Origin of the sequence: Crossiella sp. S99.2, assembly GCF_023094165.1 — a bacterium.
Lineage (GTDB): Bacteria > Actinomycetota > Actinomycetes > Mycobacteriales > Pseudonocardiaceae > Crossiella.
Genome location: NZ_JALMDK010000006.1, coordinates 381,502 through 407,575, shown reverse-complemented (window position 1 = coordinate 407,575; position 26,074 = coordinate 381,502). Strand labels below are relative to the sequence as shown.

The following is a 26,074-nucleotide window of genomic DNA, read 5'->3' as shown; positions in this document are numbered from 1 at the left end:
CAACGCTGTCGCAGGCGCGGAGCCGGATCGCCGCCGCCCGGCGGATCGTGGTGAAGGTGGGCTCGTCCTCGCTGACCACGGCCGCGGGCGGGCTGGACCCGGCGCGGCTGGACGCCCTGGTGGACGCGCTGGCCGCGCGCAGGCACGCGGGCAGTCAGGTCGTGCTGGTCTCCTCCGGCGCGATCGCCGCGGGCCTGGCGCCGCTGAACCTGCGGCGGCGGCCCCGGGACCTGGCCAGCCAGCAGGCCGCGGCCAGCGTCGGCCAGCTTCAGCTCGCGCACGCCTACACCGCTTCCTTCGCCCGCTTCGGCCTGGTGGTCGGGCAGGTGCTGCTGACCGCGGACGATGTGGTGCGGCGGGCGCACTACCGCAACGCGCAGCGCACCTTCGACCGGCTGCTCGCCCTGGGCGCGGTGCCGGTGGTGAACGAGAACGACACGGTGGCCACCGACGAGATCCGCTTCGGCGACAACGACCGGCTGGCCGCCCTGGTGGCGCACCTGGTCGGCGCCGACGCGCTGGTTTTACTGTCCGATGTGGACGGTGTGTACGACCGGAATCCCCAGGAACCGGGCGCGACACTCATCGCCGAGGTCGGTGACTCCGCCGATGTGGACGATGTGGATGTGACCGCGGCGGGTTCGGGGCTGGGCACCGGGGGCATGGCCTCCAAGCTGGCCGCCGCCCGGCTGGCCTCGGCCGCGGGCATCCCGGTGCTGCTGACCGCGGCCGCCGACGCGGCAGCCGCGCTTGGCCCGGCCGAGGTGGGCACCGCGTTCGCGGTCACCGGTCCCCGGTTGTCCGCACGCCGGTTCTGGCTCGGGCACGCGGCGGGCGCGGCCGGCCGGTTGCACCTGGACGACGGCGCGGTGGCCGCGGTGGTCGGCAGGCGCCGGTCCTTGCTGGCCGCCGGGATCACCGGCGTGGACGGCGATTTCGAGGCCGGGGACGTGGTGGAGCTGCTCGACCTGCGTGGTCAGGTGGTGGCCAGGGGCGTGGCCGGGTTCGACGCGGTCGAGCTGCCGGGGCTGATCGGCCGGTCCAGCCACGAACTGCCGGCTGAACAGCGTCGCGAGGTCGTGCACGCGGATGATCTGGTGCCGTTTTAGGCCGTGCTTGGTGGGTATTGGTCGCGGCCAAGGTCCACCAAACACGGCCTAGCCTTGGATGTGCCGCACGATCCGGGTCAGCTGCTCGGCGTAGCGCGTGGTGAACTCCGGGGAGGACGGGTCCTCGCCGCTGATCATCTGGGCCACCCTGGGCAGGGTGAGGCTGGCGCTGGCGGCCGCCATCAGGGCCAGTAGCAGGCAGTCCGGATCCAGATCGGCCGGAATCTCGCCCTCCTCCTGGCGGCGGCGCATCTCGGCGACCCGGGCCTGGAAGAACTCACGCTGGTTCGGATCGTCCGGGAAATCCTCGGACAGGTTCTCCCACACCATGATCCGGCCGTAGTCGCGGTTGCGCGCGCTGTGCCGGACGAACCCGGCGGCGACCTCGGCCAGTGGCAGACCCGGGGCGGCCAGCGGCCTGCTCTCGGTGTCCCAGCTCCGGTTGACCTCCAGGTAGAGGCCCTCCTTGCCGCCGAAGTAGTAGGAAATCAGCTGCTTGTTCACCCCGGCGCGGTCGGCGATCTCACTGACCCTGGCGGCGGCGTAGCCCTTCGCGGCGAACTCGGTGATGGCCGCGGCCACGATTTTCGCCTTGGTGCGCTCGGCGTCGCGTTGCCGCTCACCCGCCGCCGGGGAGCGGCGTGACCTGCGCTGGGGCTGTTGCGGATCTGCCACCGGGCCACGGTATCCGATCGACTCGGCGAACTTAGTCACCCGCTTGGTTGACTTAATCATCCAACTGGTTGATTATCGGACGCACTGGAGTCGACGAGCGGGGAGTGGTCATGGCGTTTCGAGTGGCGGTGGTCGGTGGCGGAACCGGCGGGTTGGCTCTGGCCCAGAGCCTGCACCAGGCCGGGGTGGAGGTGGCGGTGTACGAGCGGTCGCCCTCGCGCACCGAACGGTTGCAGGGCTACCGGGTGCACATCCACCCGGAGGGCGCGCGGGCGCTGCACGGCTGCCTGCCGCCGGAGATCTGGCAGACGTTCCTGGACACCGCGGGCCGTGACGGCGGCGGCTTCGGTTTCCTCACCCAGGGGCTGGAACCGTTGCTGTTGCTGGACGGTCCGGCCGAACCGCCGGCGCCGAGGGACGCGCACCACTCGGTCAGCCGGATCACCCTGCACCAGGTGCTCTCCGCCGGACTGGACGGGATCATCCGGCACGGCAAGGTGTTCGAGCGCTACGAGCGCGCGCCGGACGGGGAGATCACCTGCCACTTCGCCGACGGCAGCACCGCCACCGCCGATCTGCTGGTGGGCGCGGACGGCGGGAACTCCCGGGTGCGCCGCCAGTTCCTGCCGCACGCCCAGCGAGTGGACACCGGCGTGCGCGGGGTCGTGGGCAAACTGCCGCTGACCCCGGAGAACCGGGCCTGGCTGCCTGATCTCCTGCTCGCCGGGCCCAAACTGGTGACCGCGGCCAAGGATCACGGCATGTTCCTCGCGCCGCACGAACTCGACGGCGACCAGGCCATCGGCATCGGCGGCAACGACGAGACCTACGCGGTGGACACGGCGCTGTTCGACAACACCAGCAGCTACCTGATGTGGGCCTTGGCCACCAAGGAATCCGGGCTGGCCGCACTGGATCCCGCCGGGCTGCGCGCGCGGGCGGGCGAGCTGATCGGCGACTGGCATCCGCTGCTGCGGCGGCTGGTCGCCGAGACCGACCCGGCGGTGGTGTCCCTGATGACGATCCGCACCTCGGTGCCGGTGGATCCCTGGCCCAGCACCAACATCACCCTGCTCGGCGACGCCATCCACAGCATGACGCCGTTCCGCGGCATCGGCGCCAACATCGCGCTGCGGGACGCGCATGTGCTGGGCCACAACCTGATCGCCGCGCACCGGGGTGAGCGCGGGCTGCTGGACGCGGTCGGCGACTACGAGCGGCAGATGCGCGACTACGGCTTCCAGGCCGTGCGCGACTCACTGCGCGCGGCTGGGCAGTTCGTCTCCGGCAACCGGTTCGGCCGCCTGGTGTTCCGCACCGCGCTGCGCACCGCGGCCGCCGTGCCGCCGCTCAAACGCCTGCTCGCACGCTGATCAGCTGGTGCTGGCCAGCACGAACGGCAGCACTCCCTTCGCACCGGCCCGGCGCACCAGCCGGGCGGCCACCGTCATGGTCCAGCCGGAATCGGTGAAATCGTCGATCAGCAGCACCGGACCGTCCACAGTGGACAGGTTGGCGGCCAGGTCCTCGGGCAGCCGCAGCGCGGCGGTGAGTCCGGCCACCCGGTGCGCGCTGTTCGCGCCGGAGCGGCGCACCCCGGCGTCCACCGCGACCCGGCCCAGCAACGGCAGTCTGCCGATGGCGGCCAGGCGTTTGGTCAGGCTGGCCACCAGCTGCGGGCGGCTGCGGGACTCGATCGCGACCACCCCGACCGGGCGGGCCGACCAGTGGTTCTTCCAGTCGGCCAGCACCGTGACGCAGGCGTTGAACACCTCGTCGCTGATCGGCTCGTCCGGCGCGCCCGCGGCGAACATGCCGCGCAGCCGGTTGCCCCAGCCGATGTCGGTGAGCCTGCCCAGCGCCCGCCCGGTCTCCGCGGACTCCTCGCCGGGGATCCGCCCGCTCAGCTCGATGCCCATGGTCGACATGCCGGTCGGCCACTGCTTGCGCGGGGCCAGTTCGACCCCGGGCCGCCGCAGCCGGGCACCCGCCTCGGCCACGGCTTCCGCGGGCACCTCGGCGGACCAGTTCTGCCCGGTGCAGTTGTCGCACCGGCCGCAGGGCGCGGCGCCCGGGTCGTCGAGCTGGCGGAGCAGGAACTCCATCCGGCAGCCGGTGGTCGACTGGTAGTCCAGCATCGCCTGCTGCTCGGCGTCCCTGGCCTTGGCCACCCTGGCGTACCGGTCGGCCTCGTAGGTCCAGTCCTCGCCGGTGGCCTCCCAGCCACCGCGCACCCGGCGCACCGCGCCGTCCACGTCGAGCACCTTGAGCACGACTTCGAGCCGGCCGCGGCTCAGCTCCACCCGTGGCTCCAGGGCCGCGGTGGACATCGCGCCGCTGGCGCCGCGCAGCGTGTCCAGGAGCTGGCGCACCACGGTCTCCGGCGGGAAGGCCAGCGAGGCGAAGTAGTTCCAGATATCGCGATCCTCGGCGCCCGGCAACAGGATCACCTCGGCCCGCCGCACGCCACGGCCGGCCCGGCCGATCTGCTGGTAGTAGGCGATCGGCGACTGCGGCGCGCCCAGGTGCACCACGAAACCGAGGTCCGGCTTGTCGAAACCCATGCCCAGCGCGGAGGTGGCCACCAGGGCCTTGACCTTGTTGCCCAGCAGGTCCTCCTCGGCCTGCTGCCGCTCGGCCGGATCGGTCTGGCCGGAGTAGGCGGCCACGGTGTGCCCGTGCTCGCGCAGGAAGGCGGACACCTCGGTCGCGGCGGCCACGGTGAGGGTGTAGACGATGCCCGAACCGGGCAGCTCGTGCAGGGTCTTGGCCAGCCAGGCCAGTCGCTGCGCCGCGTTGGGCTGGCGGACCACGGCCAGCCGCAGGCTCTCCCGGTCCAGTGGGCCGCGCAGCACCAGGGCCTGCTGGTCGCCGAGGCCGAGCTGTTCGGCGACGTCGTGCACCACCCGGTCGTTGGCGGTGGCGGTGGTGGCCAGCACCGGGATGTCCGCGGGCAGCTCGCCGATGAGCGTGCGCAGCCTGCGGTAGTCCGGACGGAAGTCGTGGCCCCAGTCGGAGATGCAGTGCGCCTCGTCGACCACCAGCAAACCGGTGTCCTGCACCAGTTCCGGCAGCACCGAGTCGCGGAAGTCCGGGTTGTTCAGCCGTTCGGGGCTCACCAGCAGCACGTCGACCTCGCCCATGGCGACGGCCTCCTGCACGGTCTCCCACTCCTGCGCGTTGGCCGAGTTGATGGTGGCCGCCTGCACCCCGGCCCTGGCCGCCGCGGCGACCTGGTTGCGCATCAGCGCCAGCAGCGGCGAGACGATCACCGTGGGGCCCTCGCCGAGTTCCCGCAGCAACGCGGTGGCCACGAAGTACACCGCCGACTTGCCCCACCCGGTGCGCTGCACCACCAGCGTGCGCCTGCGGTCGACCACGAGCGCGCGGATCGCCGCCCACTGGTCCTCGCGCAGCCGGGCCTCCGGGCCCGCCAGTGCTCGAAGGCGTTCCTCGGCCAGTTCGCGCAAGACCTGTTCGTCCACGGCCCCCACCATGCCGCATCGCCCTGACAGTCCTCCGGCGGCCCCGTGAACTCGGTTGATACCGCCCCGTAGGCTTGACCGGGTGAGCAGCAGCACCGAGCAGGAAGTCGTGCCCGCCACCGACGAGCTGCGCGAGCAGGTGCTAGGCGCCGCCCGCCGGGCCAGGGCCGCCGCGGGCGCGCTCGCCGTGGCCACCCGCGCGGTCAAGGACGCCACCCTGCACGCCATGGCCGAGGCCCTGACCATCCGCGCCGAGGAGGTGCTCGCCGCCAACGCCGCCGATCTCGACGCGGGCCGGACGGCGGGACTCACCCAGTCGCTGCTGGACCGCCTCGCCCTCACCCCGGCCCGGATCGAGGACATCGCGGACGGCCTGCGCACCGTGGCCGGGCTGCCGGACCCGATCGGCGAGGTGCTGCGCGGCGGCATCCTGGCCAACGGCCTGGAAACCCGCCAGGTCCGGGTGCCACTGGGCGTGCTCGGCATGGTCTACGAGGCCCGCCCGAACGTCACCGTGGACGCCGCCGGACTCGCGCTGAAATCCGGCAACGCCGTGCTGCTGCGCGGATCCTCCACCGCCGAACGCTCCAACACCGCCCTGGTCGCCATCCTGCGCGACGCGCTGACCGGGCAGGATCTGCCCGCCGACGCGGTGCAGCTGCTGCCCTGCCAGGACCGCGCCTCGGTGCGGCACCTGATCACCGCGCGCGGCCTGGTCGACGTGGTCATCCCGCGCGGGGGCGCCGGCCTGATCTCCGCGGTGGTCACCGAGGCCACCGTGCCCACCCTGGAGACCGGGGTCGGCAACTGCCACGTCTACGTCGACGCCGCCGCGGACGCGGACATGGCCACCCGGATCGTGCTCAACGCCAAGACCCGCCGGGTCAGCGTGTGCAACGCGGCGGAATCGCTGCTGGTGCACAGCGCGATCGCGGACACGCTGGTGCCGCAGCTGGCCAGGGAGCTGTCCAGCAACGGGGTCACCCTGCACGCCGACGAGCGCTTCGCCGTGCTGGCCGGGGTCCCGACGGTGCCCGCGACCGAGCAGGACTGGGACACCGAGTTCCTCAGCCTGGACCTCGCGGCCAAGGTGGTCGACTCCCTGGAGGAGGCCATCGCGCACATCAACGAACACGGCTCCGGACACACCGAGGCCATCGTCACCGGCGACGTGCGCGCCGCCAGGGAGTTCACCGCCAGGGTGGACGCGGCCGCGGTGATGGTCAACGCCTCCACCGCCTTCACCGACGGCGCCGAGCTGGGCATGGGCGCGGAGATCGGCATCTCCACCCAGAAGCTGCACGCCCGCGGCCCGATGGGGCTGGCCGAGCTGACCTCCTCGAAGTGGGTGGTCTGGGGCGACGGGCACGTGCGCGGGGTGTCCTGACCCTGCCGAGCAGGAAAGATTGCACCTTTTTTGCAGCTCGGTCACTCAGAATGTCGGGGTGACCGAGCCCGCGAAGCCACGCCGCCGTGATGCCGCCGCGACCCGCGCCGCGCTGTTGACCGCCGGCGCCGAGCTGTTCGCCGAACGCGGGTTCGAGCGCACCACGGTCCGCGATATCGCAGCCCTGGCCGGGGCGAACCAGGCGCTGTTGTTCCGCTACTTCGGTTCGAAGGAAGAGTTGTTCCGTGAAGTAGTCGCCGGAAGTTCGCGGGAACTGCTGGCCGGACCGGCCAAGGACATCCCGGTCCGGATGCTGCGCCAGCTCCTGGACAAGGAGGTCGACGCCGAGGCGCGGGCCTTCGCCGCGTTGCTCCGTTCGGCCGGTCACGACGAGGCGGCCGCGTTCCTGCGCCGGGAGGTCGGCGACCGGTACCTCTCCGCGCTGTCCGGGCTGACAGAGGGCCCGGACGCGGAGTTGCGGGCCGCCCTGGTGCTGTCCTGGCTGATGGGTATCGGCCTGGCCCGCTCGGTGCTCCAGTCGGACCAGTTCGCCGCCGCCGATCCGGAGGTGGTCGAGCGCTATGTCCGGCTCGGCGTGGCCGCGCTGCTGGAGAAAACCGCCGACTGAGCCGCGCGTATACCACCAGAACGAACCAGTGGGCAGGCATAACGGGAACTCCGAATCGGTCGGATGTCTGCATTGACCAGTCAGTCAGCAGATACCTAACTTCCAGCCATGGCACGGACTTACCCATTCGGGGAAACCGTTCGACTGGATCTTCATCCGATGTATGCCCGGCTCCAGGACGAGGAGCCGATGAGTCGCATCCGGTTGCCCTTCGGCGGCCGGGACGGTCAGCCCGCCGAGGCGTGGCTGGCCACCCGGCACGCCGACGTGCGGCAGGTGCTCGGCGACCACCGGTTCAGCATGGCGCGGGCCATGGATCCGGCGACCCCCCGGGTCGAGCCGCTGCCGCTGCGCCCCGGCCCGCTGCTGACCATGGATCCGCCCGAGCACACCAGGATCCGGCGGCTGGTGGCCAAGGAGTTCACCATGCGCCGGGTGGAGAAACTCCGCCCGCACACGGAAAAACACGTGGCGCAGTTCCTGGACGCGATGGCCGTGCACGGCCAGCCCGCCGACCTGGTGCAGCACCTGTCGCTGCCGCTGCCGATCACCATGATCTGCGAGCTGCTCGGGGTTCCGTACACCGAACGGCACCGCTTCCGCACCTTCTCCGACGTGCTCACCGCGACCACCGCGCACACCCCGGCGGAGATCAACCACGCCTGGGGCGAGCTGGAGGGCTACCTCGGCGAGCTGATCGCCCAGCGCCGGGCCGACCCCACCGACGACCTGCTGGGCGCGCTGGTGCTGGCCCGCGACGAGGGCGACCGGCTCACCGAGGACGAGCTGGTCCGGGTCGGGCTCAACCTGCTCATCGCCGGGCACGAGACCACCGCCAGCCAGATCGGCAACTTCAGCTACACCCTGCTGTCCCAGCGCGAGCTGTACGAACAGCTGGTCGCCGATCCGGCGCTGGTGCCCACCGCGGTGGAGGAGCTGCTGCGGATCATCCCGCTGCGCTCGGTGGGCAGCTTCCCTCGGGTGGCCAAGGCGGACATCGAGGTCGGCGGGGTGCTGGTGCGCGAGGGCGAGGCGGTGCTGATCAACGTGGGTCAGGCCAACCGCGATCCGAGCGTGTTCGAGCAGCCGGAGCTGCGCGACCTCTCCCGTGAGCACAACCCGCACCTGGCCTTCGGGCACGGGGTGCACCACTGCCTGGGCGCGCTGCTGGCCCGGATGGAACTTCAGCTCGTGCTCGCCGCCCTGGTCAGCCGGTTCCCCGGCCTGCGCCTGGCGGTGCCGGCCGCGGAGATCCCGTGGAAGCCCGGACTGCTGGCCCGGCAGCCGCTGTCGCTGCCGGTGGCCTGGTGAGGAGGGGGACATGACCGTGGAACCGCAGACCTGCCCCGCTTACCCGTTCGGGGAGGCGGTCAAGCTCGACCTGTACCCGGAATACGCTGTGCTGCAACGGGATGAGCCGGTGGCCAAGGTGCGCCTGCCCTACGGCGGGCGGGACGGCGAACCGGCCGAGGCCTGGCTGGTGACCGGGTACGCCGAGGTCAAACAAGTCTTGGTGGACCTGCGTTTCAGCGGGGACGCGGCCACCGCGCCGGACACCCCTCGGGTAACCCCGTGGCCGTTGCGGCGCGGCATGATGCTGACCATGGACCCGCCGGAGCACACCCGGCTGCGGCGGCTGGTGGCCAAGGAGTTCACCATGCGCCGGGTGGAGAAACTCCGCCCGGACACCGAGCGGATCGTCAGCGGCCTGCTCGACGACATGGTCGCGCACGGCTCGCCCGCGGACTTCGTGCAGCACGTGGCGTTGCCGTTGCCGATCACGGTGATCTCGCACCTGCTGGGCGTGCCGAAGGAAGACGAGCACCACTTCCGGGCCTTCACCGAGGTGATGGGCGCGACCACCAAGTACACCGCGGCGCAGGTCAACCAGGCTCGGGACCAGCTGGAGGACTACCTGCGGGCGCTGATCGAACGGCGGCGCGCCGAACCCAGCGACGACCTGCTCGGCGCGCTGGTGCAGGCCAGGGACGAGGAGGACCGGCTCAGTGAGGAGGAGCTGGTCCGGGTCGGGGTGAACCTGCTGATCGCCGGGTATGAGACCACCGCGAGCCAGATCGCCAACTTCGCCTACGTGCTGCTGCAGCGGCCGGAGCTGTTCGCCCAGCTGCGGGACGACCTGGACCTGGTGCCCAGCGCGGTGGAGGAGTTGCTGCGGGCCACCCCGTTGCGCACCTCGGGCAGCTTCCCCCGGGTGGCCACCGAGGACGTGCGGATCGGCGAGGTGCTGATCCGCGAGGGCGAGACCGTGCTCATCCAGCTCGCGGTGGCCAACCGGGACCCGAAGGTCTTCACCGACCCCGATGTGGTGAAACTGGACCGCGAGCACAACCCGCACCTGGGCTTCGGGCACGGCGTGCACCACTGCCTGGGCGCGCTGCTGGCCAAGATGGAGTTGCGCCTGGTGCTGCGGCACCTTGCCGAGCGCTTTCCGGACCTGCGGCTCGCCGTCCCCGTCGAAGCGATACCGTGGAAGGCCGGGCTGCTCGCACGCGGCCCGTTGTCCCTGCCGATCGCCTGGTGACGGGAGCACGTGGTGAGCACTGATCGTTGGCACGTCGAGGTTTCGCACGACTGCATCGGGTCCGGGATGTGCGCGGGCGCGGCGCCCGAGTTCTTCCGGCTGGTCGACGGTTACGCCGAACCGGTCCACACCGAGATCGACCCGGCCGAGGTCGTGACCGACGCGGCCGACCAGTGCCCGGCCGAGGCGATCTCGGTGGTCGACGTGGCCTCCGGCAAGACGCTGGCGCCGGTCGACTAGCTCGGGAAACCGGGTCAGACCCGGACCAGCACCTGGTCCATGGTCTTGCGCACCAGGTCGGGTACCTGCGCCTGCTTGGCCGGGTACCCGACCGGGATCACCGCGAACGCCTTCTCGTTGCGCGGCCGCCCGAGCACCTCGCCGAGGAAACGCATCGGGCTGGGGGTGTGGGTGAGCGCGGCGAGCCCGGACAGGTGCAGGGCGGTCAGCAGCATGCCGACCGCGATGCCCACCGACTCGTCGCCGTAGTAGTGCTTGTAGGAGCTGCCGTCCTCCCGCAGTCCGAAGCGCTGCTGGAACACCACGATCAGGTAAGGCGCGTCGGTCAGGTGCGGCTTGTGCGCGTCCGTGCCCAGCGGGCGCAACGCGGACAGCCACTCCTCGCCCAGCCTGCCGTCGTAGGAGACCTGTTCCTCGGCCTCCGCGGCCGCCCGGATGCGCGCCCGCACCTCGGGGTCCTCCACCAGCACGAAGGTCCACGGCTGCTGGTGCGCGCCCGAGGGCGCGGTGTTGGCCACCGCGATCGCGTTGAGCACCAGCTCCTCGGGCACCGGGTCGGGGGCGAAACTGCGCACCGTGCGCCGCTGGTCCATCCGGGCGCGCAGCTCCGCGGAGATCCGCAACGCCTCCTGGTCCGGGATCCGCGCGGGGGAGTACGGAACCGGTTGGTAGGGCTCGCCGTGCAACGGGGTCCATGTCCTCATGGCGGACAGTATTGTCCCGACTTTCGGACGTAAGCAGGGCCGAACGAGTGAACAGGAAACTTCGGCGAAATCTGCGTCACATGTCACCCGATCGAGCGTCCCTGTGTTGCGGGCTCCCGCGGGGGAGCAGCCCGCGAACCCGGCGGCCGGGACCCCCAGCCACCGTCGCCGGTTCGCGCGGAGGACCGCCGGTCGGGGAGAGCGACCGGCGGGCCTCCTGCGGGCGGCGTGTGGCCCGGCTCTCCCGATCTGCCTTTTGTCACCCGCGCCAACTACGCTGACCTGTTATGTCCGGGCGTCGACTTGGCGTGATGGGCGGCACCTTCGATCCCGTGCATCACGGGCACCTGGTGGCCGCCAGTGAGGTGCAGGCGCGGTTCGGCCTGGACGAAGTGATCTTCGTGCCGACCGGGCGGCCGTGGCAGAAGGAGCACCACGTGGTCTCCTCGCCGGAGGACCGCTACCTGATGACGGTGATCGCCACCGCGTCCAACCCCCGGTTCTCGGTGAGCCGGGTGGACGTGGACCGCACCGGTCCCACCTACACCATCGACACCCTGTCTGACCTGCACAGACAGCATCCAAACGATCAGCTGTTCTTCATCACCGGCGCGGACGCGCTGGAGCAGATCCTGGGCTGGTGGCGGGCGGACGAGCTGTTCGAGCTGGCCCACTTCGTCGGGGTCACCCGGCCGGGCTACCAGCTGGACGACGACCACCTGCCGCGCGGCGCGGTCAGCCTGGTGGACGTGCCCGCGATGGCGATCTCCTCCACCGACTGCCGGGAGCGCGTGGCCAAGGACATGCCGGTCTGGTACCTCGTGCCCGATGGTGTGGTGCAGTACATCTCCAAGCGGAACCTCTACCGCGACCCGGCGCCCTGACCGCCCGGTACCCTGAGTGACCTGTGCGGACCCCCGAAGGTCGCACGGGGAGGAGCAACGTGTCAGCGACCGAGGAGTCCCGCCGGCTGGCCCATGTCGCCGCACTCGCGGCGGCCGACAAGAAGGCCCACGACATCGTGGTGCTGGATGTGTCGACCCAGCTGGTGATCACCGACGTCTTCGTGATCGCCTCAGCGCCCAACGAGCGCCAGGTGCAGGCGATCGTGGACAGCGTCGAGGAGAAGATGCGCGAGGCCGGCAGCAAGCCGGTGCGCCGGGAAGGCGCCCGCGAGGGACGCTGGGTGCTGCTGGACTTCGTGGACCTCGTGGTGCACATCCAGCACACCGAGGAGCGCTCGTTCTACGGCCTGGAGCGGCTGTGGAAGGACTGCCCGCGGATCGAGTTCGAGGACGTCGTGGTGCACCAGCCCGAGGACGAGGACGTCCAGGCGTGACCCTGTCCGGGCTGATTCTGTGGCGGCACGGTCAGACCGGCCACAACGCCTCCGGCCGGCTGCAGGGCCAGCTCGACGTCGAGTTGAACGACATCGGACTGGACCAGGCCCGGCGGGCCGCCCCCCTGGTGGCGGCGCTGGAACCCGATCTGCTGGTCACCTCTGACTTACGCCGCGCGGCGGACACCGCGGCCACGTTCACCGCGGTCACCGGGATGGCGCCGCGGGTGGACAAGCGGCTGCGGGAGACCGACGTCGGCCAGTGGATGGGCATGTCCGGCGCGGAGGTCGAGGCAGGCTGGCCGGGCGCGCTGGCGAACTGGCGGGCCGATCCGGCCTTCGCCCCACCCGGCGGCGAGACCCGGCTGGAGGTGGCCGCGCGCGCGGTCGAGGTGGTCTCCGAACTGGACCTCGCCCAGGACGGCACCGCCCTGCTGTGCGCGCACGGAGGTCTCATCACCGGCCTGATCGGGCGGTTGCTGGGGCTGCCGGTGGAGCTGTGGCCGTCGCTGGGCGGTCTGAGCAACTGCCACTGGACCGTGCTGGCCAGGCGGGCCGACGACGTCAGGTGGCGGTTGCTCAGCCACAACGTGGGGGCGACTGGTTGAGCCGGGGACGCCTGCTGGTCCTCGGCGACTCGCTGGCCTTCCACGGTCCGGAGTACGCCCTGCCCGCCGACGATCCCCGGCTGTGGCCCAACATCGCCGCGGCCGGGCTGGACCGCGAGGCCGAACTGGTCGCCGGGTTCGGCTGGACCGCCCGGCACGGCTGGTGGGCCCTCACCGGGGACCCGAGGGTGTGGTCGCTGCTGCCACGCACCGACGCCCTGGTGCTGGCCCTGGGCAGCATGGACACCCTGCCCAGCCCGCTGCCGACCTACCTGCGCGAGGGCCTGCGCCACCTGCGCCCCACGCCGGTCCGGCGCTTCGCCCGCGCCCGCTACCAGGCCGCGCAACCACACCTGGCCCGCTTCCTGCGTGGCCGCCCGGTGGCGCTGCCACCCCACCTCACCGTGTCTTACCTGGACCGTTGCCTGCAGGCGGTGCGCACCATCCGGCCGGGTCTGCCGGTGATCGGCATGCTCCCGTCAGTGCACAACTCCCCCGAGTACGGCCACATCCACACCGGCCACACCCGCGCTGTGGCCGCCCTGCGCACCTGGTCGGCCCGCACCCGGGTGCCACTGCTGGACCTGCCCGCCCTGGTCCGCGCGCACATCTTCGACGGCGACGGCAATCCCGACGGCATGCACTGGGGATTTTCCGCACACGCCGAGGTCGGCACAGCGGTAGCCGACCTGCTCCGCCCGATGCTTCCGTAGGCTGCGTCCCCGTGTCCGTCGCCGTGTTCACCGACTCCACCGCGTACCTGCCGGAGGGTTTCGCGACCCGCCACGGCATCCACGAGGTGCCCCTGCACGTCACGGTGGACGGCGCCAGCGGCCTGGACGGCAAGGACATCGGCCCCAGCGAGCTGGCCGCGGCCCTGGCCGAACGCCGCACCGTCACCACCTCCCGCCCCACCCCAGCCGAGTTCGCCACCGCCTACCGCCAGGCCCTGTCCGCCGGCGCCACCGCGGTCGTCTCCATCCACCTGTCCCGCGAACTCTCCGGCACCTGGGACGCCGCCCGCCTGGCCGCCCTGGAGGTCGGCCCGGACCGGGTCCGCGTGGTCGACTCCCGCTCCACCGCCATGGGCCTGGGCTTCGCCGTCCTGGCCGCGGCCCAAGCCGCCACCCAGCACGCCACCCCCGCCGAAGTCGAAGCGGTGGCCACCCACACCGCCACCCACACCAGAACCTTCTTCTGCCTGGAAACCCTCGAACACCTCCGCCGAGGCGGCCGGATAACCCCCACCGCGGCGCTACTGGGCACCGCCCTGTCGGTAAAACCCTTGCTACACGTGGAAAACGGCCGAATCCTCCCGCTGGAGAAGGTGCGCACCACCAGCCGAGCCGTAGCCCGCCTGGTCGACCTGGCCACCGCAGCCGCGGGCCAAGGCCCGGTAGAGGTGGCGGTCCACCACCTGGGCTCCCCCCAGCGCGCGGCCGAACTGGCTGGCCGCCTGGACGAACGCCTACCCGGCTGCGACGGCTGCGTCATCTCCGAGGTCGGCGCGGTAGTAGGCGCCCACACCGGCCCCGGCGTCCTGGGCGTCGTCGTTCTCCCACACCGCCCCCGCTAACCCGCTCGCGCACACTCGCCCCGGCCCCCGGCCCCCGGCCCCCGGCCCCCGGCCCCCGGCCCCCGGCCCCCGGCCCCCGGCTGCACCGGCGCTGCGCCCTGCCCTGAGCCGCTCCGCACCCGCCCGTCTCGATCCCAGTCGCGCACCCCCGCGCGCCAAGTCTCGCCGTCGCTTGCCCCTGCACTCTCAGCAGCCCAGCCCTGCCGCCAGCCTCCCGGCTACCCCGTCGCCTTCGCCTTCGCCTTCGCCTTCGCCCTCGCCCTCGCCCTCGCCCTCGCCCTCGCCCTCGCCCTCGCCCTCGCCCCAACCGAGCGCGGCACCCTACACCACCCAGCCCCCACCACCCCACCCATCAACCCCCACAACCAGCACTTATCCACAACACCCCACCTATCCACAGCCGCCCCCGCCACAGCTACCCCACACCCCCGCCCGCCCCTAGCGTCGATCCCATGTGGCGCTTCCTCACCGCGGCAACCAACACCCGACGCGATCTCGCCCGGACCCGGTTGTCCGAACTGGCCGCCGCCGCACGCGCAAGACCCGGCCCTGACCCGCCCCCCGAACTGGATGGCCTCAAAGTCATCCAGCTCGACGAGTCAGGCCAGCAACTGCCGGCCCGGCCGTTGTCCCGCACCCCGAAGTGGCTCTCCCGGCTCCTGCCAAGGGGTCCGCGGGGAGTCAGGTGGGACCCCGGCCGGCTGGCGGCACTGGCAGTCGCGGTCGTCGCAGTCCTGGCTGTCGCGACGACCGCGCTGCTGGTGTGGCAGGACCGGCCGACCAGGGAGATGGCTCCGGAGCTTTCCCCGTCGGCCGGTCCCGCCGCCCCTCCGACCACCAAAACCCCAACCACCACCGGCGCCGGCGCCACCCTGGTGGTCAGCGTGGTCGGGAGGGTGACCAAACCCGGGCTGGTCACCCTCACCGAAGGGGCCCGCGTCGCCGACGCCGTCCAGGCGGCAGGCGGCGCACACCCGAACGTCGACCTCAACGGCCTGAACCTGGCCCGCCGGTTGGCCGACGGGGAGCAAGTGCACGTCGGTATACCGCCGCCACCGGAGCAGCCCCAGGACACCCTGGGAATGCCACCCGGCGGCACCACCAAGGTCAGCCTGAACAACGCGACCCCCGCCGCCCTGGACGCACTGCCAGGAGTGGGTCCGGTGACGGCGCAACGCATTGTCCAGTGGCGGACCAAGCACGGCCGTTTCACCTCGGTCGATCAGTTACGAGAGATCGAGGGCATCGGAGAGTCCCGCCTCGCCCGGCTCCGCGAGCTGGTGAGCCTCTGACCCAGCGCGCCCGGATCCGAGCGCGCTGGGACAGAGCCATCGAGGCAAGGGGCGCACATGCGGAGAACAAGTCGTCCGACGCGGCAGCTCGCCGTGGCCGACGCACGAGAAAGGGGAAAGCGTGCACCTGTATCCACGGCGACAAGGCGCGGAAAGGAGGGAAGCGACAACAGCGCACCGCGCGAACGACTTGTTCTCCGCGAGCCACCCGAACCACCGGACTCCGAGCCGACCACACCTTCCGGCCCGGATCTCCGCCTGGTCCCCGCCGCCCTGGCCACCTGGGCGGTAACCCTGCTCGGCCTCCACACAGGCTGGCTCCCCGCCACCCTGGCCGCCGCGTTGCTCACCGCAACCGCGGCCACTGCCGCATGCCTCCTGCTCCGCCCCCACCCCAAACCCAGCCACCCAACACCCACCCCACCCCGGCCGGCCCACTCATCGAAACCCCCTGCACCCCAACCACTTTCCTCCTTACCGCCGCAAACCTCCCCACCCGAAACGTGTCCACCGCAAGCCCCCGCTCCCGAAACCCCCGCTCCCCAACCGTCTCCACCGCAAACCTCCACACCTCGACTCTCCTCAACCGACACGCCCGCCCCACAGACCTCCACATCCCCAAAGCCCACACCGCAAACCTCCCCTCCCCAAACCCCACCCCCTCCTCACCAACGCCCCCGTCCCAGTCCCCATCCCCGCCAACGTCCCCGACACCACCGCCTCGCCGCAGCAGTCCTCACCGCCTGTGCCCTGTCCGGAGCCGCGGCCATCGGCATCGCCCTCAAAACCCACGCCGCCACAACACATCCCCTGCACACCCCCGCCGAACGAGGCGTCACCGCAACCCTCACCGGAGTGGTCACCGGCGACCCCCGCCCCATGCGCACCCCGGCCTACGGTGGCCGCCCCGCCAACAGCAACGGCACCGTCCTCACTATCGCCCTCGACACCGCCCACACCACCGGCGACACCCTCTCCGTCGGCGGAACGGTCCTCCTGCTCGCCATGCACGAGTCCTGGTCCGACATCTCACCCGGCCAACGCCTTCGCACCACTGGAAAGCTCGCCCCAGCCCACCCCGGCGACCTGACCGCCGCCGCCCTCCGCGTCCACAACGCACCCGAACTCCTTGGCACACCACCGTTCTGGCAACGTGCCGCCACCCACATCCGCGCCGGTCTCCGCCAAGCCAGCTCAGTCCTCCCCGCCGACCAAGCCGGGCTGTTGCCCTCCCTAGTGGTCGGTGACACCACCACCTTGGCTCCCCGCGTCATCGCCGACTTCCGCACCGCGGGCCTGGCACACCTACTGGCCGTCAGCGGCACCAACCTGGCGATCGTCTGCGGCGCGGTCCTCCTGCTGTGCCGGGCACTCCGCACCGGCCCGCGCACCGCGACCGCGGTGGCTGCCTTGGCGCTGCTGGGTTTCGTCATCCTGGCCCGGCCGCAACCGAGCGTCCTGCGTGCGGCGGTCATGGCCGCGATCGCCCTGTACGCCTTGACCACCGGCCGTGACCGAGCCGCGATCCCCGCCCTGGCCGGCACCGTGACGATCCTGCTGCTCGCCGATCCGGAACTGGCCGGAGACCTGGGTTTCCTCCTGTCCGTGCTGGCCACCGCGGCCCTGGTGCTTCTGGCCCCACGCTGGTCCGACGCCCTGCGCCGCCGTCACGTCCCCAGTGGCCTGGCCGAGGCCCTGGCCATCCCCGCCGCCGCGCACCTGTTCACCGCCCCCGTGGTGGTCGGCATGACCGGCGAACTCAGCCTCACCGCCATCCTGGCCAATCTGCTCGCCGCGCCGGTGGTCGCCCTGGCCACGGTGCTCGGCGTGCTGGCGGCCGCCCTGTCGGTGATCCACCCCGGTGCGGCCGAACTGCTGGTCCACCTCACCGGCCCGGCGATGTGGTGGCTGGTCACGGTCGCGCACCAGGCCGCCGCCATCCCGATGGCCACCCTGCCCTGGCCCAGCGGCCTCGGCGGAGCCTTCCTGCTCATCGGCGTCCTGATCGTCCTCGCCCTGGTCCTACGCCAACGCCGGTTCCGCGTCCTGCTCATCGCGGCGGCCCTGCTCGCGCTCCTGGTCCTGGTCCCCATCCGAGCGCTGCGGCCCGGCTGGCCACTACCCGACTGGGCCGTGGTCGCCTGCGATGTCGACCAAGGTGACGCCATCGTCCTGGCCACCGCCGAACCCGGTCGCGCGGTCCTCGTCGACACCGGCCCGGACCCGATCGCCATCACGAACTGCCTCCGCGACCTGGACATCGACCGGATCCCGCTACTCGTCCTCACCCACCTGCACGCCGATCACATCGGCGGCCTGTCCGAGGTCCTCGCCGGGCACCAGGTCGGCGCGGTGGCGATCAGCCCCGTCCAGCAACCACCCTGGGCCATCAAGGAAATCCGCCGTGCCACCGAGTCCGCGGGCGTCCCCCTGACCGAACTCCGACCAGGCACCAGCACCAGCTGGCCCGGCCTGACCATCGACATCCTCGGCCCCCGCAGCCCGGCAGCCCTGGGCGCCACTGGTGACCGCGTCGGCGGCACGGCCCTGAACGACGCCTCTGTCGTCCTCCGGGCCCACACCACCGCGGGCCGGGTCCTGCTCACCGGCGACATCGAACTGGCCGGCCAAGCAGACCTGTTGGCGGACAAGGGATCCGAGCTAGCCGCCGACATCCTCAAGGTCCCCCACCACGGATCCCGCTACAGCCTGCCCAGATTCCTGGCCACCGTCCGCCCCCGGATCGCCCTGATCAGCGTCGGCGCCGACAACGACTACGGCCACCCCAGCCCCCTGATCCTGGAAACCCTCCGCACCCAGGGAACCCACATCCTCCGCACCGACCAGGACGGCGACCTGGCCATCGCCCCCAGCCCCCAGGGCCCAGTGATCTCCCGCCACGGCAAACAAGAATCCCGAACACCACGATGACACCCAGAACCCCGCCCGCCCCAGGTCCCATCACCCGCCACAAACACGTCCGGCGTGCCCCCCGGTCGCACAAGACCAGGTGACACGCCGGACGGCGGAGCTTGGGGTCAGAGGCCGAGGGCCTCGCGGACCGCGGCGGCCGACGGGGGAACGGTGGCGCGCGGGCCGATCCGGTCCTGCACCGCGTCCAGGGTCTTGAGGCCGTCGCCGGTGATCAGCAGGACGGTTTCGGCGTCCGGGTCGAGCTGGCCGGTCTCGATGAGCTTCTTTGCCGTCGCGACGGTCACGCCGCCCGCGGTCTCGGCGAAGATGCCCTCGGTGCGGGCGAGCAGCCGGATGCCCTCGACCACCTCTTCATCGGAGACGTTCTCGATGGCGCCGTTGGTGCGGCGGACGGTGTCGAGCACGTACGGGCCGTCGGCGGGGGCGCCGATGGCCAGGGAACGGGCGATGGTGTCCGGCTTGACCGGGGTCACCACATCGTGGCCTGCCTTGAAGGCGGCGGCGACGGGGGAGCAGCCGGTGGCCTGGGCGCCGAAGACGCGGTACGGGGTCTGCTCGACCAGGCCCAGTTCGCCCAGTTCGCGGAAGCCCTTGTCGACCTTGGTGAGCTGGGAGCCGGAGGCGATTGGCACCACGATCTGGTCGGGCAGTCGCCAGCCGAGCTGTTCGGCGACCTCGTAGCCCAGGGTCTTGGAGCCCTCGGCGTAGTAGGGCCGGACGTTGACGTTGACGAACGCCCAGTCCTCGTGGTCCGCGGCCAGTTCGGTGGCCAGGCGGTTCACGTCGTCGTAGTTGCCGTCGACGGCGATCAGGGCGCCGTCGTACACGGCGGTGGTGAGGATCTTGGCCCGTTCCAGCGAGGACGGGATCAGCACGACCGACTCCCAGCCGGCGCGGGCCGCGGCCGCGGCGACGGCGTTGGCCAGGTTGCCAGTGGAGGGGCAGGCCAGGACCTTGAAGCCCAGTTCACGGGCGGCGGCCAGGGCGACCGCGACCACGCGGTCCTTGAACGAGTGGGTGGGGTTGCCGGTGTCGTCTTTCACCCAGATCCGGCGGACGCCCAGTGCCTTGGCGAGGCGGTCCGCGCGGACCAGCCTGGTACAGCCGGGGTCGGTGTTCGGGTGGGCGTCCACAGTGGACGGCACGGGGAGCAGGTTGCGGTAGCGCCAGATCGACTGCGGGCCGGCCTCGATGTCCTCCCGGCGGACGGTCCCGAAGTCGTAACCGACCTCAAGGGGACCGAAACACTCGGAACAGGCGAACTCGGCGGCGAGTGGGACCTGGTGGCCGCACTCCCGGCAGACCAGGCTGCGCGCCGGGCCGAGGTCAAGGGTCTGCTGGGCGCTGTTGGGCGCCTCGATGGTCGTCATCGCGAGGTCTCTCCTCATCTTTCCCGCTGTCGCGGGGCGGATTTGGCACCGTGTTCACCTGCTCCCTCGCGGAATACGCGTCGAGCCTGTGCCGGTTGCCGGGGTGTCGTAGGGCCGATCCCTCTACCCCTCTGGATGAGCTGTATTCAGTTATCTGGCACTCACCGTACGGCACGGTCGCCACTGAGAGCTACCGCCAGCCCAGCATGCGGGAGCCCGCAGGGCTGTCAGACCCCCGTGAAAGGATTGCCGGTGTGAGCGCCCCAGCCGTCACCCCGGAGCCGCTGCATCTGGTGATCGGGGAAGAGGAACTGCTGGTCGAGCGGGCCGTCAAGGCGTCTCTGGACGCGGCGCGGCTGGCCGATCCGCAGACCGAGCTGAGCAAGGTCCGGGTGACCGACCTCACCCCGCCGGAGCTGATCGAACTGGTCAGTCCGTCCCTGTTCGCCGAGGGCCGGGTCATCGTGCTGGAGGCCGCCCAGGAGGCGGGCAAGGAGATCGCGGAGGCGATCGGCGCCTACTGCAAGGCGCCCAGCGAGGGTGTCGTGCTGGTGGTCGTGCACAGCGGCGGCGGCCGGGGCAAGCTCGCCAAGGAACTGCCGGACGCGCTGCGCAAGGCCGGCGCCAAGGTCACCACCTGCGGGAAGCTGAGCAAAGGCGGCGAGCGCGAGGCCTTCGTCAAGGAGGAGTTCCGCCGGGCCGGCGGCCGGGTCGACCCGGCAGGTTTGGCCGCGCTGATCGAGACCGTGGGCTCGGACCTGCGAGAACTGGCCGCCGCCGCCTCGCAGCTGGTGGCTGACACCGGCGGCCAGGTCGACGAGCAGGCAGTGCGCCGCTACCACCGCGGCCGGGCCGAGGTGACCGGGTTCGTGGTCGCGGAGAAGGCGGTGACCGGCGACCGGGCCGGAGCACTGGAGGCATTGCGGTGGGCCCTGCAGACCGGGGTGCCGCATGTGTTGATCGCGGACGCCCTGGCCGACGCGGTCCGCACCATCGCCAGGGTGACCGCAGGCGGCCGGGCCGACCCGTTCGCACTGGCCGGTCAGCTGGGCATGCCACCGTGGAAGGTCAAGAAGGCCCTGGCCCAGTCCCGCGGCTGGGAACCCGAGGGACTCGCCGAGGCCATGAACCTGGTGGCCGGGCTGAACGCGGATGTGAAGGGCGTCGCCGCCGACGGCGGTTACGCACTGGAACGAGCGGTGCTGAGGTTGATCCTGGTTCGGCGAGGTCGCTGAGCCGGAGATGAGGCCAAGACCCGGACCCGGCCCGGATCCGGCGCTGGTGTGGTCGCGGTCTTGAGGCCGACTCGACTGCCGGGTCTGGACCCGGACCCGGTTGAGCCGCTCGGGCGGCCGCGACGGCCCACGGGCCTGACCGGTTGAGCCGATCCGCGCGGATCGTGCTGATCGCGCGGTCCGGCCGGAGGTGGTGCTGGCGAGGTTCCTCGGCCAGCGGCGTGCCGAGGAACCTCGCCGGGGCCTGCCGACTGGCAGGCCGACCAGGGGTGGGGGCGGGCCGAGCCGGGATTTGGCCGGCCGCCGACCTGGAGATACCTAGGTAACTTGTGGGTGGGCTGGGTTGGGGTTGGGTTGTTGGGGTCGGTGGTGGGTGGGTGTTGATGCCGGAGGTATGGCACTTCGGTACCACGGGTTTTGTCTGTTGGGGGTCGTGGGGAAGTGTTTGTCACCGTGTGTACCGGCTTTGTTTGTCTTTGTTCTGCCGCTTGGGTGAGTGATGTGCGGAGAGTGGTGGCGCAAATTGCGAGCCGTAGATTGCCGGTGGTTGTGCCTGGCAATCGGTTGCTTGCGTCGAAAGGTCATCGGCTCGGTGTTGCGCTCGGTTTTCGTATTTCTGTCAATACGGCGACCGGGTGATACCCGGGGGCCTGATCAGAAACGGAAGAGTGGGCCCTTTTCCTGGTACAGCACGCAATCGTTGGGGAACGTTTCCTGATAGGTGACGGGGCGGCCGTTCCACATGCCGCGGGCGGTGACGGTGATGGGTGCGTAGATCAGGTAGCACGGTTCCTGGGGGCCGACATTCACCTGGTGGAAGTCGCCTCCCGCCTTCTTCAGCTCGTGGCAGGACCAGGCCGGCTGCGGGTGGGCGCCGGCGGCCGGTTCGCAGGTCAGCGTGCGTGAGCGGGCGTCCCTGGTCGGGGCCTCGCCGGGGTTGCTGGTCAGCACCAGCCAGCTGGCTGCTCGCGGAGTCGCCGTCGTGGCCGTCGCGGTGGGCGCGGTGACCACGGCAAGGGGCAGCAGGGTCGCTGCCAGCCCGAGTGCCAACGGCAGAAGTCGCTTGCGAGACATTGTTCGCCTTTCAAGGAATGAGTCTGTTTGCGGCAGCCTGTTCCGGCCGCCATGATGAATACGAATACAGTGATTGCGGCGCACGGTGACTGTGGTCACATGACTCCCGGGTAACACCCTTTCCTGTCCCACGAACGGCGGTACGCAACAGTGCCGAAACATACGAAGCTTGTCCTCGAAAGCAACCATGCTTGCCAACGCGCCGGTTCTGCGGTGTCATCAGGACGTAACGCACTTCCGGATGACCGCCCTCGGACGGGACGCGCCTCGAAAGGAATTACCGGTGATTACCCCAGGATCTACCGGGTTGATTTCTCACGGGGCGAAGGGGCAGTTGGTGAAGAACAAAGGTGGTCTGGATGGTGAGACGTCTGCCGTGGGCACGCGGCAGAACTTCTGGCGGGAGTGCCTGCGGCTGCGACCGGCGCTGATCCGGGTGGCCCGGCGGCAGGGTGTGAGCCCGGCCGAAGCGGAGGATGTCGTGCACGATGCGTTCCTCCGCGCCGCACAGTACGCGCAGCTCGACCACGGACGGCTGATGCCGTTCCTGGTCGCGGTGGTGAAACGGCTGGGTGTGGACGAGTTGCGGCGGCGGGCATCAGCACAGCAAGTGTGCACCCACCCCAGACTGTTGCCCATGCAGGTGATCGATCCCGCCGATGTGGTGACGGATCGGCATGAGGCTCGCTGGTTGCTGGCCAGGTGTGGGAAATTGAGTCAGCGCGAATGGCTCGTCCTGCTGTGGCTTGACCAGGGACTTCCTCATGAGGAGATCTCGCGTCTGCTCGGCACCACGCGCAGGGCGACCGAGTGCATCGCGAGCAGGGCGCGATGCCGGGTTCGCCGGTGGATGGCTCGTCGGCTCCGCTCAGCAGGGGAGCGAGCCGGCTACTAAATAGGGACCCCGGTGCGGTGTGCAGGGCACCGCACCGGGGACCCGATACGACGAAGGCGCCGCCTCACCTTCCGGTGGGGCGGCGCCTTCGTCGTTCAGCGTTCCGTGCCCTGCGCGCTCCGTGCGGAGCGGCGGACTCAGATCTTGTTGGCGCGCAGCGCGAGGGCCGACTTCTTGTTCGCGGCCTGGTTGGCGTGGATCACGCCCTTGCTGGCCGCCTTGTCCAACTTGCGGTTGGCCACGCGGAGCAGCTCAAGAGCCTTGTCCTTGTCCCCGGCCTCGGCGGCCTCGCGGAACTTGCGGACGGCGGTCTTGACCTCCGACTTGACGGACTTGTTGCGCAGGCGCGCCTTCTCGTTGGTCAGGATGCGCTTCATCTGCGACTTGATGTTGGCCATGGTGCTACCTCGGTCTCATCTGATCGGAAGTCGTGCCGCGCTGTAGTGGCGCTACGCGGAACGCGCAGCCTTCCTCCAGGGCGGAAATGCCGCACGGCACGGCTGGAGATGCTATCAGCCGTGCCGTGCGGGATCCCAATCGAGGCTGGTCAGCGAGTAGCGGACGGCTTGATCAGCGCAGGGTCAGCGGGGCCGTCTTGCCGCCGGCCTCCACCAGGTAGGCGCCCCTGGCGACCTCGCGGCGACCCGCGCCGTCCACATCGCCCACGGTCAGCGCGAGCTGGTCGGTGTCGAAGGTCACCTCCAGCGTCTTCTGCTCACCGGGGTTCAGCGTGGCCCTGGCGAATCCGACCAGTCGCCGCTCCGGCACCTGCACCGCGCTCACCGGCTGCTGGATGTAGACCGGCACGATCTCGGTGCCCGCCCGCGAGCCGGTGTTGCGCACGGTGAAGGACACCTTCACCTCCTCCCGTGCCTTGGCCACGCTCGGCGTGGTCGGCGCCCCCACCTCGAAGCTGGTGTAGGACAGCCCGTATCCGAACGGGTAGGCCGGGTCGTACTTGGAACTCGGGCCGCTGTTGGCGCCAGGCAGCTGGTCGTAGGACATCGGCTGGTCGCCCACGGTCTTGGGCCAGGACACCGACAGCTTGCCGCTGGGGTTGGCCTTGCCGAAGAGCACGTCCGCCACCGCGTGCCCGCCCTCGGTGCCGGGCAGCCAGCCCGAGAGCAGCGCGTCCGCGTCGGCGACCGAACCCAGCACCCGGCCGCGGCCGGTCAGCAGCACCACCACGACCGGCTTGCCGGTGGCCTGCACCGCGTCCACCAGCTGTTGCTGCGCCGGGCTCAGCGACGGGTCCTCGGTGTCGCCGGGGCCCTCCGCGCCCTCCTTCTCACCCAGCACCACCACGACCGCGTCCGCCGATTTGGCTTCGGCGACCGCGCTGGCCTGGTCCTTGGCGTGGCTGATCTCGGTCTGCGGCGCGGCGGCCTTCAGTCCCTCCAGCACCGTGGTGGTCTCCGGGAACGGGCCCTCCGCTGGCACGCCCTGCCATTCCACGGTCCAGCCGCCGAGCTGCCGCCGCGCGTCGTCCGCGGTGTCCCCGGCGACCACCAGTTTCTTGACCGAAGTGGACAGTGGCAGCGTGGACTTCTCGTTGCGCAGCAACACCATTGACTCGGTCGCGGCCTTGCGTGCGATGTCTGCGCCGTTGCCGATCACGGCCCGCTCGGCCGCGGCCGGGTCCACGAACGGCCGCTCGAAGAGCCCCAGCTCGAACTTGAGCTTGAGGATCCGGCGCACCGCCTCGTCGATCCGGCGCTGGCTGACCCGCCCGTCGCGGACCACGGTGAGCAGGCCCTGGGTGAACTCCGCGGCGTTGGACGGCTCCATCGCCATGTCCACGCCCGCGTTCACCGAGATCGCGATCGCGGCCGGGTAGTCCGCGGCGACCTTGTGGTGGGTCACCAGTTTCCGCAGGTCCTCCCAGTCGCTGACGGCCACGCCCTGGAAGCCCATCCGCTCCCGGAGCTGCTCGACCAGCATGTACCGCGAGGCGTGCACCGGGATGCCGTTGATCGCCCCCGAGTTGATCATCACGGTCTGCACGCCCGCGTCGAACTGCGCCTGGAACGGCGGCAGCACGGTGTCCTGCAACTGCCGCACCGGGATGAACGCGGTGCTGCGGTCGTGACCGTTCTTCGGTTCGGAGTACCCGGCGAAGTGCTTGGCCGTCGCGGTGAGCTGCGCGGTGTCCTTGGCCGGGGTCTGCATGCCCTTGACCGCGGCCGCGGCCAGCGAACCGGCCAGGAACGGGTCCTCGCTGTAGGCCTCGTAGTAGCGGCCCCACCGGGTGTCCCGCGCGATGTCGGAGACCGGGGCGAAGTTCCAGAACACCCCGGTGGCCCGCATGGCCTCGCCGGTGGCCTTGCCCGCCTGCTGGATCAGCTCCGGGTTCCAGGTTGCGCCGAGGCCGATCTGGTGCGGGAACATCACCGCGGCCGGCAGGTTGCTGTGCCCGTGCACGCCGTCCGCGCCGTAGATCACCGGGATCTTGAGCCGATTGTTGTCCAGCGCGTACTTCTGGATCTGGTTGGTCATCTCGGCCCAGGCTTTCGGGCCGGGGTCCGGGGCCGGGTTGTCACCGCCGCCGGAGAGGATCGAGCCGACCTTGGCATCGCCCAGCACGGTCTTCATACAGGACTCGACCAGTGGTCCCGGCACGTTGTTGCAGTCCCCGCGCAGCTTGCCCACGCGGATCTGGGCCATCTGCCCGACCTTCTCCTCCAGCGTCATCCGCCGGAGCAGGTCGCTGACCCGTCGCTCCACCGGCGCGGCGGCGTCCTGGTAGGCCGCCGGCCCCTGCTCCGCACCGGGTTCCTGGGCGGTACTGGCATGGGCGGATGCCAGCATCAAGGCCGCGGCGGCCGTCAACGCGAGTGTGGGACGTGTCCGCAGCACAATGCCTCCAGTGGCGTGAGAGCGGTGTCAGGGACCGACCCTGCTGCCCGGCGCCGGCCACGTCCATCGGCTGAACGGCGGAATGTGAGAGCGCTTTCAGGTAGATGAAGTACGCCCATTATTTT

Annotated in this window: 23 protein-coding genes and 1 riboswitch; of the genes, 16 read left to right on the top strand and 7 right to left on the bottom strand. The window is 71.0% G+C overall.

Features of this window, described 5'->3' with window-relative positions; genetic code table 11:
* Positions 1–5 precede the first annotated feature (5 nt).
* Positions 6–1,109: a glutamate 5-kinase gene (gene proB, locus MZC64_RS25055; protein WP_247759904.1), complete on the top strand. Its 1,104-nt coding sequence runs from the start codon at positions 6–8 to the stop codon at positions 1,107–1,109.
* 48 nt (positions 1,110–1,157) lie between these two features.
* Here the strand turns inward: proB and MZC64_RS25050 are convergent, their stop codons facing one another.
* Positions 1,158–1,784, bottom strand: coding sequence for a TetR/AcrR family transcriptional regulator (locus MZC64_RS25050; RefSeq protein ID WP_247759295.1), 627 nt, complete (start codon positions 1,782–1,784; stop codon positions 1,158–1,160).
* Positions 1,785–1,894: 110 nt separating this feature from the next.
* On the opposite strand from MZC64_RS25050, the gene MZC64_RS25045 reads away from it, so the two are divergent.
* A complete protein-coding gene (locus MZC64_RS25045; protein WP_247759301.1) occupies positions 1,895–3,157 on the top strand; it encodes an NAD(P)/FAD-dependent oxidoreductase in 1,263 nt (420 codons plus the stop codon).
* On the opposite strand, the gene MZC64_RS25040 is transcribed toward MZC64_RS25045, so the two are convergent.
* Positions 3,158–5,281, bottom strand: coding sequence for a RecQ family ATP-dependent DNA helicase (locus MZC64_RS25040; protein WP_282105807.1), 2,124 nt, complete (start codon positions 5,279–5,281; stop codon positions 3,158–3,160).
* 70 nt (positions 5,282–5,351) lie between these two features.
* On the opposite strand from MZC64_RS25040, the gene MZC64_RS25035 reads away from it, so the two are divergent.
* From MZC64_RS25035 to MZC64_RS25015, 5 genes are all read left to right on the top strand, one after another.
* The gene (locus MZC64_RS25035; protein ID WP_247759309.1) at positions 5,352–6,656 is read left to right on the top strand and encodes a glutamate-5-semialdehyde dehydrogenase; all 1,305 of its coding nucleotides are present in this window, start codon (positions 5,352–5,354) and stop codon (positions 6,654–6,656) included.
* Positions 6,657–6,714: 58 nt separating this feature from the next.
* Positions 6,715–7,284: a TetR family transcriptional regulator gene (locus MZC64_RS25030; RefSeq protein ID WP_247759318.1), complete on the top strand. Its 570-nt coding sequence runs from the start codon at positions 6,715–6,717 to the stop codon at positions 7,282–7,284.
* A gap of 108 nt (positions 7,285–7,392) precedes the next feature.
* Positions 7,393–8,595: a cytochrome P450 gene (locus tag MZC64_RS25025; RefSeq protein WP_247759322.1), complete on the top strand. Its 1,203-nt coding sequence runs from the start codon at positions 7,393–7,395 to the stop codon at positions 8,593–8,595.
* Between the two features lie 10 nt (positions 8,596–8,605).
* On the top strand, positions 8,606–9,826 hold the full coding sequence (locus MZC64_RS25020; protein WP_247759323.1) for a cytochrome P450: 1,221 nt from the start codon (positions 8,606–8,608) through the stop codon (positions 9,824–9,826).
* Between the two features lie 12 nt (positions 9,827–9,838).
* Positions 9,839–10,066 (top strand): ferredoxin, encoded by a 228-nt coding sequence (locus MZC64_RS25015; protein WP_247759332.1) that lies wholly within the window; start codon positions 9,839–9,841, stop codon positions 10,064–10,066.
* Between the two features lie 14 nt (positions 10,067–10,080).
* Here the strand turns inward: MZC64_RS25015 and MZC64_RS25010 are convergent, their stop codons facing one another.
* Positions 10,081–10,770 carry a nitroreductase family protein gene (locus MZC64_RS25010; RefSeq protein ID WP_247759335.1) on the bottom strand — a complete coding sequence of 230 codons (690 nt, stop codon included), beginning with the start codon at positions 10,768–10,770 and terminating at the stop codon, positions 10,081–10,083.
* Between the two features lie 287 nt (positions 10,771–11,057).
* On the opposite strand from MZC64_RS25010, the gene nadD reads away from it, so the two are divergent.
* The 7 genes from nadD (at position 11,058) to MZC64_RS24970 (ending at position 18,516) form a co-directional block, all read left to right on the top strand.
* Positions 11,058–11,654 carry a nicotinate-nucleotide adenylyltransferase gene (gene nadD / locus MZC64_RS25005; protein ID WP_247759338.1) on the top strand — a complete coding sequence of 199 codons (597 nt, stop codon included), beginning with the start codon at positions 11,058–11,060 and terminating at the stop codon, positions 11,652–11,654.
* Positions 11,655–11,713: 59 nt separating this feature from the next.
* Positions 11,714–12,109 (top strand): ribosome silencing factor, encoded by a 396-nt coding sequence (rsfS, locus tag MZC64_RS25000; RefSeq protein WP_247759344.1) that lies wholly within the window; start codon positions 11,714–11,716, stop codon positions 12,107–12,109.
* The gene (locus MZC64_RS24995) at positions 12,106–12,717 is read left to right on the top strand and encodes a histidine phosphatase family protein (RefSeq protein ID WP_247759346.1); all 612 of its coding nucleotides are present in this window, start codon (positions 12,106–12,108) and stop codon (positions 12,715–12,717) included. The genes rsfS and MZC64_RS24995 overlap by 4 nt, the downstream gene beginning before the upstream one ends.
* Positions 12,714–13,430, top strand: coding sequence for a diglucosylglycerate octanoyltransferase (gene octT, locus MZC64_RS24990; RefSeq protein ID WP_247759348.1), 717 nt, complete (start codon positions 12,714–12,716; stop codon positions 13,428–13,430). The genes MZC64_RS24995 and octT overlap by 4 nt, the downstream gene beginning before the upstream one ends.
* Before the next feature lie 11 nt (positions 13,431–13,441).
* Entirely contained in the window at positions 13,442–14,293 is an 852-nt protein-coding gene (locus tag MZC64_RS24985) for a DegV family protein (protein ID WP_247759350.1), read from the top strand.
* A gap of 452 nt (positions 14,294–14,745) precedes the next feature.
* On the top strand, positions 14,746–15,585 hold the full coding sequence (locus MZC64_RS24980; RefSeq protein ID WP_247759351.1) for a ComEA family DNA-binding protein: 840 nt from the start codon (positions 14,746–14,748) through the stop codon (positions 15,583–15,585).
* An 855-nt stretch (positions 15,586–16,440) separates the two neighbouring features.
* Positions 16,441–18,516 (top strand): DNA internalization-related competence protein ComEC/Rec2, encoded by a 2,076-nt coding sequence (locus MZC64_RS24970; protein WP_308301066.1) that lies wholly within the window; start codon positions 16,441–16,443, stop codon positions 18,514–18,516.
* Between the two features lie 107 nt (positions 18,517–18,623).
* Here MZC64_RS24970 and thrC read toward each other — a convergent pair whose 3' ends face one another.
* Entirely contained in the window at positions 18,624–19,889 is a 1,266-nt protein-coding gene (thrC, locus tag MZC64_RS24965; protein WP_247759353.1) for a threonine synthase, read from the bottom strand.
* A gap of 11 nt (positions 19,890–19,900) precedes the next feature.
* Positions 19,901–20,031: riboswitch (SAM riboswitch) on the bottom strand.
* A 112-nt stretch (positions 20,032–20,143) separates the two neighbouring features.
* On the opposite strand from thrC, the gene holA reads away from it, so the two are divergent.
* A complete protein-coding gene (gene holA, locus MZC64_RS24960; RefSeq protein WP_247759367.1) occupies positions 20,144–21,124 on the top strand; it encodes a DNA polymerase III subunit delta in 981 nt (326 codons plus the stop codon).
* A 654-nt stretch (positions 21,125–21,778) separates the two neighbouring features.
* On the opposite strand, the gene MZC64_RS24955 is transcribed toward holA, so the two are convergent.
* Positions 21,779–22,297 (bottom strand): SSI family serine proteinase inhibitor, encoded by a 519-nt coding sequence (locus MZC64_RS24955; RefSeq protein ID WP_247759409.1) that lies wholly within the window; start codon positions 22,295–22,297, stop codon positions 21,779–21,781.
* Positions 22,298–22,535: 238 nt separating this feature from the next.
* On the opposite strand from MZC64_RS24955, the gene MZC64_RS24950 reads away from it, so the two are divergent.
* On the top strand, positions 22,536–23,093 hold the full coding sequence (locus tag MZC64_RS24950; RefSeq protein ID WP_247759411.1) for a sigma-70 family RNA polymerase sigma factor: 558 nt from the start codon (positions 22,536–22,538) through the stop codon (positions 23,091–23,093).
* 137 nt (positions 23,094–23,230) lie between these two features.
* Here MZC64_RS24950 and rpsT read toward each other — a convergent pair whose 3' ends face one another.
* Together rpsT and MZC64_RS24940 are read right to left on the bottom strand one after the other, a co-directional pair.
* The gene (rpsT, locus tag MZC64_RS24945) at positions 23,231–23,491 is read right to left on the bottom strand and encodes a 30S ribosomal protein S20 (protein WP_185002186.1); all 261 of its coding nucleotides are present in this window, start codon (positions 23,489–23,491) and stop codon (positions 23,231–23,233) included.
* Positions 23,492–23,663: 172 nt separating this feature from the next.
* The gene (locus tag MZC64_RS24940; protein WP_247759418.1) at positions 23,664–25,949 is read right to left on the bottom strand and encodes a glycoside hydrolase family 3 N-terminal domain-containing protein; all 2,286 of its coding nucleotides are present in this window, start codon (positions 25,947–25,949) and stop codon (positions 23,664–23,666) included.
* Positions 25,950–26,074 lie beyond the last annotated feature (125 nt).